The organism is uncultured Bacteroides sp., from assembly GCF_958445495.1.
Classification (GTDB): domain Bacteria; phylum Bacteroidota; class Bacteroidia; order Bacteroidales; family Bacteroidaceae; genus Bacteroides.
The window spans coordinates 1-11,743 of sequence record NZ_CAUCSQ010000010.1; the positions used below are offsets into that span (position 1 = coordinate 1).

The window sequence follows — 11,743 nt, forward strand, 5'->3', positions numbered from 1 at the left end:
ACAAGAAATCCGAGTAAAAAATGCACAGGTTTAAGATTTTTGAGCAAAAGAGGAGCGTTTTTAGAGAGGGAACTGTTCCTTTAACCGTCCGTAATAATGTACGTCTGTAAAGTCACCGTTTTTGAAAACAACTTTCTGCAGAATTCCGGCTTTGGCGAATCCTGTTTTCTCCGACGCGCGCATTAGGGGGAAATTTCATTCGGATACGGTTGCGGGCACATCGGGTAACGGACTGGTGATACCGTATCATACAGCTTGCACGGTTGGACTGGTTAAGATGTTCCGCCGCATGCCTTACTTGTTTTTTATGCGAATACTAATTCGTTCCACAACTGTTGACGTTTAGTTCCACAGATGTTTTCCTTTCGTTCCATATCTGTGGAACGAAAGGAAAACAGTCGTGGAACGAAATATTTGCAGCGAGACGGGGGATTGGATATTGCACGGAGGATAAACAATAGCCGCAAGGCTTTACCCTGATTTCGCCAATCAGTCCCTTCTCCTTATTATTGTACGCCGATTTCTGCCAGTCCCATCGGTTCCCCGTCCTGTATCATCCGTGTCGCTTTCAGTTGGATATAACGTGCGTTGACCGGAGTGAAGTAGACCGATTGCAGAATCGGATTGTTCTTTATATTGGAAAACTCGTCTTTGGCCACTACCCGGTCTACTGCGTTGCTATCCGTGCCGACAGAGATTTCATAAGCGGCGATTACTCCTTTGTTGTATTCGCTCTGGTCGGGAAGGTAATGGAACGAAGTAACCGTGCGTTCTTCTCCCAAATCAATCAACAGTGTGTTTCCGTCGATGAAACAAGTGGTTTGCCCGTTCTTGTCCATGCTCTTCTGCGCTTCTTCCGCATCTATTCCGGCAAGGGTGAACGGATAGCTTTTCAGCTCTTCGGCTTTCGCCGTGTACGTATCGGGCGTTTCTCCCGCGTAGTATGCTTCGATGTTATTGATGCAGAGGCACGCGCGTGAATCCGTGAAGCGGACGCGAATCTTACCGGTGGAGACTGTTTCGAAGCGTAGGAGGCGTTTGTATCCGACAGTGGTCGTTTCTTCGTTGAGCTTTACGGGAAGCCATTCGCCTTCCTGTTCATATTCTACGACGAATGATTTGACACGTTGTCCCAAAGGAATGTATTCCTGCAACATCATGCGGTTTATCTTTTCTTTCCGGGGCAGCTCGAACTCGATGGAGGCGGAAGTGACATCGTCGTTGGTGGCCCAGTAGGTATCGTAATCGCCGTCGGTCACGGCTTTTGCAGAGAATGTTTTTCCGCGTTCGTCCGATGCTTTGGGGGAGATTCCCGCCAATAGGTTGCGGGCCAGTTGTTTTTGGATATTCTTATGGAAGTTTACGGCATTGGCGGAGTCGACGGGATGAATCAATCCGTCACGGTTGACCGGGAAGTTTAACAGCAGCGTCGCATTATGTCCCACGCTACGGTAATACAAATCCGTCAATTGGTCTACGGTTTTTACCCGGCCGTCTTCTTCCGGATGATAGAACCATCCCGGACGGATGGAAACGTCACATTCCGCCGCTACCCATTGGTTGCCGTCGGCGTGCCCGTATTGCAGTTCACGGTACTTGGGATATCCCGGATAGACTTCTCCCGCACGGAGGAAAGACCAGTTGGTGGCTCCTGCGAATCCTTTCTCATTGCCTACCCAGCGGCAACCCGGACCGCCGTCCGAGAAGATAACGGCTTGCGGTTGCAGCTCGTCAATCATCCGGTAAGCTCTGGGATAGTCATAATAAGTCTTGCGGTCGATTGTGCGGCTGTCTTTTGCACCGCCGTACCAGCCGTCTCCGCCGTTGGCACCGTCAAACCAGATTTCGAATACGTCACCGTAGTTGGTTAGCAGTTCGTGGAGTTGTTTATAGAAATAGTCTACGTATTCCGCAGAACCGTAGTTCGCCTGATGCCTGTCCCAAGGAGACAGGTAGACGGCAAACTTGATGCCGTACTTTTTACAGGCGTCCGAGAGTTCGCGGACGATGTCGCCTTTTCCGTCTTTATACGGGGTGTTGCGGATACAGTATTCTGTCAGTTGCGTGGGCCACAGGCAGAATCCGTCGTGGTGCTTGGCTGTCAGAATCACTCCTTTCATGCCGGATTTGACAAAGGTTTGCACCCATTGCTCGCAGTCCAGCCTGGCAGGATTGAATGTTTTGGGGTCGGAATCTCCGTATCCCCATTCGCGGTCGTTGAACGTATTAAGTCCGAAGTGCACGAAAGCGTAGGTTTCCATTTTTTGCCATTCCACTTGTTTGGGTTCGGGGACGGGCAAGATTGCTTCCGGGGCTTTTGCCGGACTGCAGGCGTTCAATAAAAGGGAAGCGATGCCTGCGTAAAAGATTTGAGGATGTTTTTTCATGGGGGTAATTGTTTTTAATGTTATTAATGAGCGGCCGTGTTATGGCCGTATGCTGAATCCGAGTACGAAATAAAGCTGTTTTTCGTAAGGGTTGGCTATCAGTTTCCCGAAAACGGGGAGGGAGAACCCGGAGGTTATTTTCAGCTCTTTGGTGGCGGACAATCCGATGTTGACAATATTGAATTTGTCGGAGTACATCCCTTCCCATGGGGTAAATCCCGCTTCAACGCTCATGTTCACATCTTTCACGTCGAAAGGGTAGCTTAATTCGCAATAACTGGACCACGCGCGTTTGCCGTTTTCCCGATAGTCGTTGCCGGCGAATGTGGTGTACCAGTTGACGGTAAGGGGAAACCTCTCGCTGAACAAGTAGCCTGCTCCTAACTCGAAAGTGTGTCCGGTGGAGTGTGAACTGTAGTTGAAATATTTGAAAGGTTCTTCGGCGGTCTGCGTAAAATAGTCGTTGGCGTAGAGAATCAGGTTTCCGTATTCGTATTCTACGGACAGGTCGATTTCGTTGTTTTTCTCGCGGAATTCCGTAGAACCCCATGCGTAGACGGTCAGTCCTTTCCAGTTGATTCCTAGGGACGGCTGTACGCTTGCGTTGCCCGAATCCGTTCCGCGCCAGATGTAGCTGCTGACGAAATCCGCATTTACAAAGACTTCCTGTGCTTTTGCCAATGCCGCGCAACACAAGATTGCGATAAACAGTAGGGTTTGTCTTTTCATTTCATCGGTTGTTCTAATGAGCGGTTGTTCTAATGGGAAACGGAGATACGGCATATAGGGATTGGCCGTGGCAAATTCCGGAAAACGGAAGAACGGCTTCCCGCATATTCCGTGCGGGTGCGCCGTTCTTATATCGTGAATCTGCGTAAGATTGCCGGGATTTTCCGTCTCTGCATTGTCTTTGGCGGGAATATCTATTTTTTGCCAAGGACAGTTATAAGGAGCGGTTTACGGAATAGACCGGCAAGTGAAATTTTTGCCGGCGGCTTATTTGATTCCTAATTTTTTGGCGATATCTTTCGGAAGCGCATCCTTGTGTACGACGATGTTCATCGTTTTGTATGCGACGAACGCTTTGGAAGCATACCAGATACCGTTGTATTTACCGGCTTTTCCCCAGGAATTCTTAACCATGAAGTATTCTTTCCCGTTCTGGTCTTTGGCGATACCGTAGATAACCATTCCGTGGTCGTCGGTCGTTTCCCAGTTGTCAAACGCTTCCTGACGCATTTCTTGAGTGACGGTCATTTCCGGAAGAGGTTTGGAAGTCAGCTCTTTGCGTTTGTCTGCAGCAGTCAGTCCGGTCCAGCGTGCCATGTCTGAGCCTGTGAGTTCGGCTCCTTTGGTCGCGTCCGGCATAACGGCGATGCCGTCACGGGTGAATCCCTGTTCGCTGACATCGCTGCCCCATGCGAATGTGTATCCTTTGTTTACCGCATTGTCCATTACCGCCATCAGTTCGTCGATAGGCAGGTTGTAGGAAAGGCTGTTGCGCCAGTTGTCCTGGATTTCGATGGAGAACTGGGTGTAGAACGGATGGTGTGTATATGAGGTCAGTGATACGTAGTCGTCACAGTTCAGCCCCAGCGATTCCGCGAAGGTCTTCGGAGTGTATTCCTTGCCTTTGTAAGTGAACTGTTCCGGACATTCTCCCAGGTAGGTATCGTAAATGGCTTTCAACCCGTTTTTCCATACCGGGGTCAGTTTGCTCAGTTTGCCTTTGGCGATGGCGTTGATATAGCCTGATGCGACGGCATCCAGCTCGTTGTGTACGGGTAGCGTGTCGCCGTACATGATGCCCGGCATCACTTCCTGCGGGACGATTCCGTAATTCTTGATGCAGTATAGTACGTCATAGAAACTCCCGCCCGGAGAGAAGGAGCTGTCACCGTGGTAACGCACGTAGTTTATTCCGCGGTCTTCCATCGTTTTGTGCACTACGAACATTTCCGCCAGGTCATACTCGCCTTTGCCCATACGGAGCAGTTCGGATTCTATGAATCCGAGGGTTGAGAAACTCCAGCAGGTACTTGAGCGGTTCTGGTTTTTGATGGATGTAATCGGATTTTCTTTCACTGTCGTGAAAACGAAGCCTTCTTCGGTTTTTGCGTCTTGTGCCATTGTACTTAGGCTGAATAAGCCCAGGGCAGCGATAAGGATACTTTTTTTCATTCTTAATGACATTAATATTAAATTTTGTTCAGGTCACAAAGATAGGAAAGTTTCATCACAGATTATACAGATTTGCACAGATTATCCTGTTTACTTTTGTGAAAAAGGCAATCTATGACGGATTTTATTGCATTCGGGCGTGTCAAGTATGTCCGGGGAAGGTGATATTCACACCGATGGAAGGGAGATTGCCGTTGTGCAGCCCCCGGATTTCTTCATCACGGATGATGTCGCAGCCTATTTCCGAAACCGGCAATTCGGGTTTCATGCCGGGCGGCATCGTCCGTGACGTTTCCGGAATTTTCTTATCCGATACGGTTCATTCCGTTTTTTCTTGTTTGGGTGACACGATGTAGTCTTCTTTGATGAACTCGTCGTAAACCCGTTTGGGGTGGTCGAACGGGGCTGTCCCGTTTCTCTGTTCGTCAAAATTCTCTCTGCGGAATTGTTTCAGTTTCAGATTGTCTTCGGCATATTCCCGCAGTTTTTTGTGTTCGCGTCCGTAGAGCGAGCTTTCAGTTACTTCCGAGTCGAGCAAGCTTTCCTTCGGGGTGATGGTGGGCAAGAGCACTTGTTCCAGCAATCCGCGGTAGGCGCCTTCATATTCGCACCAGACAAGGCCGTTGACTACGAATATGCGATAGGTGTACTTTGACCATGCAGTTTTAATCTCAATTGATTTGGCGTAGATTTCAATGGTTGCCTCTGAGCCATACTCCTGGTCACGGATTACAACGGTTGTCCGGCCGCTAATTTCTTCTTTCACGGAAGTGTGCCATTTGGGGGAATGCATGATTTCCTCAATAATTTCCGGCAAATTCTCTTTAATCTCGAACTGTATTCTCATGGTGCTTGCCTGCAAGCAGGGCTTTTTTAGGATTTCTTCCTTAAACAATTTAAGTTAGCCTAAAGTTACATAGATTGAAGCAAAAAAGCAAGATTTTGTTTGAATATTTATTATTTTTGCCCGACTATCTGCCTTTTTCGTTTGTTTTTATCATAAATATGCGGCAGATGACGGAAGTTTTGCATAGTCGTAAAAAAGGAGGGGAGACAAGAATGCGGGAGAAATATGGAAAGGATTTGAAAATGGACGGGCCTGCAACCGGGCTGGTGCTGGAAGGCGGGGGAATGCGCGGAGTGTTTACTTGCGGCGTACTCGATTATTTTATGGATTGCAATATCCGGTTTCCTTATGTGATAGGGGTGTCCGCCGGTGCGTGCAACGGATTGTCATACGCTTCCCGCCAACGGGGACGCGCCAGGTACAGTAACATTGATTTGTTGGAGAAGTACAATTATATCGGTCTGAAATACTTGTTGAAGAAACGTAATATTCTTGATTTCGATTTGTTGTTCAATGAGTTTCCCGAACATATTCTTCCTTATGATTACGAAACGTATTTTGCTTCGCCGGAACGGTTTGTGATGGTGACTACCAACTGCCTTACGGGAGAGGCGGACTATTTCGAGGAGAAGAAGGACAAGCGAAGGGTGATTGATATTGTCAGGGCATCGAGCAGCCTGCCTTTTGTCTGTCCCATTGCTTATGTGGACGGCGTTCCCATGCTTGACGGGGGTATTGTCGATTCCATTCCCTTGCGGAGAGCCATTGAAGACGGTTGTGACCGTAACGTGGTCGTGCTTACTCGTAACCGCGGTTATCGGAAAGATTCGAAGGATATCCGTATTCCTCCGTTCGTGTACCGGAAATATCCGAAGCTGAGGGAGGCGCTCAGCCGCCGCTGCGCCGTTTACAATGAGCAGTTGGAAATGGTGGAACGGATGGAGGATGACGGAAGGGTTATCGTTGTCCGTCCGTTGAAACCGGTGGTTGTGGACCGTATCGAACGGGATGTGCGGAAATTGACGATGTTTTATGAGGAGGGGTATGCATGTACGAGGGCTTTATTCGGGGATTGTAAATAGGATAGAATAGGTACGATAGGTACGGGTAGCTGCCGGATTTCATATCCGGCAGCTATTGTTTTCTGAAAGCCGGTGTGGTTTGCTTCGGATGTCCTTTTCTGCCGGTAAAAAATCGTATCGGTTTTTGCCTTTTGCAGGAAAACCTTGTAAAATAGCGGTTTATGTAACAAATCTTACAGCCTTTGAAACATTTTTTTTAGTCGGTTGACGTAAATCAACCGTAATTTGCATCATCGATAAAGAGAAAATTCGTATTTTTAAATTAATAACATTAAACTAATGCATAATGTCATGAAGAACAAAAAATTTCTTTGCAGCATTTGTTTCCTGTTCATTTTCATGCCTGTTGTCTGGGGGCAGAACATAACAGTAAAGGGAAACGTTACTTCCAAGACAGACGGACAGCCGGTTATCGGCGCATCTGTTGTTGAAACCGCGGTTACGGCTAACGGAACCATTACCGACCTGGACGGTAATTTTACATTGACGGTGAAACAGGGGGCGGACCTGACAATTTCGTATGTGGGTTTTAAGCCTGTCAGGCTGAAAGCGAAGGCTTTGTTGAATGTCGTGTTGGAAGAAGATTCCGAGTTGTTGGACGAGGTGGTGGTGACGGGTTATTCGACGCAGAAGAAAGCCGATTTGACCGGTTCGGTAGCTGTCGTTTCAACGAAAGCGCTGAAAACGACCTCCGATGCGGACCCGATGAGGGCTTTGCAGGGTAAAGTGCCGGGTATGACGATTACTTCCAACGGTTCGCCCAGCGGTACGGGTACGGTCCGCATACGCGGTATCGGTTCTTTCAATTCTTCACAAGATCCGTTGTATGTTGTTGACGGAGTGCCTACCACCCGCGCGTTGAATTCATTGAATACGAATGATATCGAAAGCATGCAGGTTTTGAAAGATGCGGCTTCCGCTTCCATATACGGTTCGCGTGCTTCGAACGGAGTAATCATCATCACTACTAAAAAGGGGAAGAAAGCGGATAAGATAAAAGTGGATTTTTCCGCTAATCTGACTGCGCAGTTCTATACTCCCCAATCTTTGATGAAACTTTCCAATACATCGGAATATGCGACGGCAATGGCGCAGGCGGCTTTGAACGACGGATTGGACCCGGTGGCTTATGCCAGCAATTATGGCTTGAACCTGAATGCTGCTGCAGGTACGCCCATCACTGTCTGGAATCCGGCGACGGAGAGTTATGTGGATTATACGGTAAACGGCTTGTATGACGGTTACATCAACCAGAAGAAGACGATGAAGTTTTCCGATACAGACTGGCTGGACGAGATTTCCCGTACCGGATTCTCTCAGAATTACGACCTTTCTCTTTCTCATGCCAATGACAAACATTCCACCATGTTCTCGTTGGGCTATAAGAAGAATAACGGAATCTTGAAATATACGGATTTTGAGAATATATCCGCCCGTATGAATTCTTCTTATAATGTGAACAAGTATCTGACTGTCGGTGAGAACTTCACGGTGACTTACACCAGCCAGGTGGATTGCGCCCCGATGGAAAATGCCTTGAAGATGGCTCCTACCGTTCCTGTGTATGAGGAGGACGGGACGACTTTTGCCGGTCCGGTCGGCGGAATGAGCGACCGGCAGAATCCGTTGCGCGAGTCCTATGACAACCGTGACAATCATCTGGATTACTGGCGTTTGTTCGGCAACGGGTATGTGGAGATAAAACCGGTTAAGGGGTTGGTGCTCCGTTCTAATTTCGGTATCGACCATTATTCTTCTTTCATCAATTCGATGACTTATACTTATCATTCGGATATTGTCAATAATGATATTGCAAAGACAACTTTGTCTCATAACAATGAGACTAACTGGACTTGGTCTAATACGGCGAACTATAATTTCCGGCTGGCGGACAAGCATGACTTTACCGTTTTGTTGGGTACTGAAATGTCTAAACAGTCTGTTATTGATTTCTCTGCCTATTCGGAGGAGTATGCAGTAGAAGATAAGGATTATATGTGGCCGAACGCGGCGACGGGGACTATGAGAAATTCCGGCGCCAAGGTGGGATACAGATTGGCTTCTTTCTTCGGCAAGCTGGATTATAATTATGATGATTTGATTCTGGCGTCGTTTACGATCCGTCGTGACGGTTCTTCACGTTTCGGCAAGGATAACCGTTGGGGAACTTTTCCTGCCGCTACTTTGGGGTTACGCTTGTCGAAGTTGCTTAAAAAGGATTGGATGGATGACTGGAAAATCCGTTTCTCATGGGGAAAGACCGGTAACCAGGCAATTGATAATAATGCGCAGTTCGGCTTGTATGTTGCCGATTACGGGTTGGACCGCGTGACTTCCACGGCGTATGATTTGCTTCTGCAATCTTCCGGGACTTTCCCGTCGGGGTATCGTGCCACCCAGATTGCTAATCCTAATTTGAAATGGGAATCGGCGGAACAGTTCAATATCGGTACGGACTTTACTCTTTTCGGGGGGAGCTTGTACGGTTCAATCGACGGTTTTGTCAAGGATGTGGACGATATGTTGATTAATCCCGCTTATTTGGGTGCTTTGGGCGAAGGCGGCGCATCATGGGCCAACGGTCCTTCTTTACGTAACTGGGGTATGGAATTTACCTTGGGATATCGTAAAACGCTGGCTTGCGGGCTGGGGATTGACGTGAACGGCAATCTGGATTTTTTCCGCAACAGGGTTACTTATCTTCCCGAAACGTCAACCGGTTCCTACGCTCATACGACGACGGAAAATCTGGTGGAGTCCCGCCAGCCTTACGGCTCTATCGTGGGATATGTGGTTGAAGGCATTTTCCAGAACCAGGCGGAGGTGGATGCTTCCGGACAGCCGAATGCGCGTGTGGGAGGCTTGAAGTATGCGGACTTGGACGGCAAAAACGGTATAACGGCCGATGACCAGACCTGGATTTTCAATCCTGTTCCGGCTTTCTCTTACGGCTTGAATATCGCATTGAGTTATAAGGGGTTTGATTTGAGCATGTTTTGGCAGGGGGTATATGACAAGGATGTATATAATAACCAGAAATTTCAGACGGACTTCTGGAGCGTGACCGATGCCGGTTCAAATAAGGGAAACCGTTTGCTGGGAGCCTGGAACACGAACAATACCGGTTCTACTATTCCCGCCCTGACAACCAATAATACTGCCGATGAGGGGCGCGCTTCGACCTATTTCGTCGAAAACGGTTCTTATCTGAAACTCCGTAACCTGCAAGTGGGGTATAATCTGCCTACGTCATTCTTGTCTAAATTCAAGATGGGCAGTGCGAGAATTTATTTGTCAGGACAAAATCTTCTGACTATCAAGAGCAAAAGTCTGACTTGTTCGGACCCGGAAAATCCGGATTGGAATTATCCGTTGGCTACTTCTGTCTCATTTGGTCTACAACTTGGTTTTTAATATTTAAAGAAGAGAATTATGAAAAAGATATATACGTTGGTGACAGCTTGTTTGATGAGTTTGACTTTGACAAACTGCGATGATTTTCTGGATTATAACCCGACCGCGGTTATTGATGAGGATAAGGCTTTTGCCGAACCGGAGAAGATGGTGAATGCCGCTTATGCCATGCTGGGCGATTGTTGGTACTCGTATCCGTTTAATTTGTTTCCTTACGGTGACATTACTTCCGACGACTGCTTGAAGGGTGGGTCGGGGACAACGGATACCGGATATCATCCTTTGGAAATTTGGTCGACGCTGACAGCTACTACTCCGGGAGAAATGGACGAACTGTGGTATCGTCTGTATTGTGCCATTTCCCGTTGTAACCGGGCGTTGGTCGCTTTAGACAGGAACGGGGATAAGGTTCTGGGTGCGAGTGTGAAGGAACAGCGTGTCGCTGAAGTGAAATTCCTCCGGGCGCATTTTTATTACAAGCTGCTGGTGGTATTCCGCCAGGTTCCTTGGATTAACGAGGCGGCGTATGTGAATAATAGCATTGAACAAATCCGCAATGATGAATTTACTTATGAGGAGCTGTTCGGTAAGGTGATTGAGGATTTCAAGGCTGCTTATGACGTATTGCCTGCGGAACAGGCTGAAGGCGGGCGGGTTAACAAGATTGCCGCCGCTTCTTATCTGGCTAAGTGTTATCTGAACCTTGCGTGGGGAGACGGTTACGAGGCTACTACCGGCGAGAATTATATCAATGAGGATTATATGGAGAAGGTGGTGACTTATACGGATGAAGTGGAGAACTCGGCATATGGTTATCTGGAGGATTACGGGGATATCTTCTTGCCGGAGTGCAAGAACAGCAAGGAGTCTATATTTGCCGTGCAATGTTCCGATTACCAGGATGATAATACGAGTTACGGACGTGCCAACTGGTCGAATGTGCTGAACGGATGCTGGGGGATGTGGTCTTGCGGATGGGATTTCCATAAGCCGTCGCAAAATCTGGTGAATGCGTTTAAGACTGAAAACGGCCTGCCTATGTTTGACGATTATAATGATGAGATAGACTATCCCGTCAACGGAGAGACGGACGGGCAGAAATGGGACCCGCGTTTGTTCCATACGGTAGGTATGCCGACTTATCCTTATAAATATGAGGCTGAATATATCATGACTAAGAATAATTCCCGCACGCCGAACACGTATGGGTATTACACTTCACTGAAAGAGGTTCCGCAGCGTTCTAAAGGGGAGACATACAATGGTTCCTGGCAGGCGTTTGCTATGAACGACTATGTGTTCCGCTATACGGACGTGATGCTTATGCGTGCGGAAGCATTGGTGGAATTGAACGAACTGGAGAAGGCGCGCGTTATCATCAATGATATCCGCCGGCGTGCGGCTAATTCGGTTGACAAGCATATCTCTTATGCGAAGGAACAGTGTGAGATAGCTCTTTATCCGGAGTCTTATTTCCAGGATAAGGAAACGGCGCGGAAATGTTTGCGTTGGGAACGCCGTTTGGAGATGGCTATGGAGAATGGACGTTATTTTGATTTGCGCCGTTGGGGAATTGCTTCTGAAACTCTGAACGCTTATTTTGAGAGCGAGCAGAATAGCGTGTACGACGGGCAGACTTATGCGCAATATTATAAGGATGCTCATTATGAACCCGGTAAAAATGAGTTCTTCCCGATACCTTACAACCAGTTGTATTATATTCCCGGATTGTACACTCAGAATAAAAATTATTGATAGGTTGTATTTGGCGGCGATTGGCGCACCGTTCAAAGGTTATATGCGGATAAGCAACATTTTTCTTATCTTCTGAA

The 11,743-nt window shown here is 47.7% G+C and carries 8 protein-coding genes and 1 pseudogene; 4 read left to right on the plus strand and 5 right to left on the minus strand.

What is annotated here, in order from left to right:
- Window positions 1-506 precede the first annotated feature (506 nt).
- The gene (locus Q5076_RS05205) at window positions 507-2,387 is read right to left on the minus strand and encodes an alpha-L-fucosidase (protein WP_303011390.1); all 1,881 of its coding nucleotides are present in this window, start codon (window positions 2,385-2,387) and stop codon (window positions 507-509) included.
- 39 nt (window positions 2,388-2,426) lie between these two features.
- Window positions 2,427-3,116: a hypothetical protein gene (locus Q5076_RS05210; RefSeq protein ID WP_303011392.1), complete on the minus strand. Its 690-nt coding sequence runs from the start codon at window positions 3,114-3,116 to the stop codon at window positions 2,427-2,429.
- A 78-nt stretch (window positions 3,117-3,194) separates the two neighbouring features.
- Between Q5076_RS05210 and Q5076_RS05215 the strand changes: the two are divergent.
- Window positions 3,195-3,355: pseudogene (locus tag Q5076_RS05215) on the plus strand (DNA-binding response regulator); the annotation flags it as partial.
- 28 nt (window positions 3,356-3,383) lie between these two features.
- Here Q5076_RS05215 and Q5076_RS05220 read toward each other — a convergent pair.
- The 3 genes from Q5076_RS05220 to Q5076_RS05230 all read right to left on the minus strand — a co-directional run bounded on the left by Q5076_RS05220 (window position 3,384) and on the right by Q5076_RS05230 (window position 5,415).
- On the minus strand, window positions 3,384-4,568 hold the full coding sequence (locus tag Q5076_RS05220; protein WP_303011393.1) for an aminopeptidase C: 1,185 nt from the start codon (window positions 4,566-4,568) through the stop codon (window positions 3,384-3,386).
- Window positions 4,569-4,710: 142 nt separating this feature from the next.
- Complete coding sequence (locus tag Q5076_RS05225; RefSeq protein ID WP_303011395.1) at window positions 4,711-4,836, minus strand: hypothetical protein; 126 nt, start codon at window positions 4,834-4,836, stop codon at window positions 4,711-4,713.
- A 51-nt stretch (window positions 4,837-4,887) separates the two neighbouring features.
- Window positions 4,888-5,415: a hypothetical protein gene (locus Q5076_RS05230; protein WP_303011396.1), complete on the minus strand. Its 528-nt coding sequence runs from the start codon at window positions 5,413-5,415 to the stop codon at window positions 4,888-4,890.
- A gap of 212 nt (window positions 5,416-5,627) precedes the next feature.
- On the opposite strand from Q5076_RS05230, the gene Q5076_RS05235 reads away from it, so the two are divergent.
- The 3 genes from Q5076_RS05235 to Q5076_RS05245 all read left to right on the plus strand — a co-directional run bounded on the left by Q5076_RS05235 (window position 5,628) and on the right by Q5076_RS05245 (window position 11,666).
- Complete coding sequence (locus Q5076_RS05235) at window positions 5,628-6,497, plus strand: patatin family protein (RefSeq protein ID WP_303011516.1); 870 nt, start codon at window positions 5,628-5,630, stop codon at window positions 6,495-6,497.
- A 291-nt stretch (window positions 6,498-6,788) separates the two neighbouring features.
- A complete protein-coding gene (locus Q5076_RS05240; protein ID WP_303011397.1) occupies window positions 6,789-9,911 on the plus strand; it encodes a TonB-dependent receptor in 3,123 nt (1,040 codons plus the stop codon).
- Window positions 9,912-9,929: 18 nt separating this feature from the next.
- Entirely contained in the window at window positions 9,930-11,666 is a 1,737-nt protein-coding gene (locus Q5076_RS05245; RefSeq protein ID WP_303011398.1) for a RagB/SusD family nutrient uptake outer membrane protein, read from the plus strand.
- Window positions 11,667-11,743 lie beyond the last annotated feature (77 nt).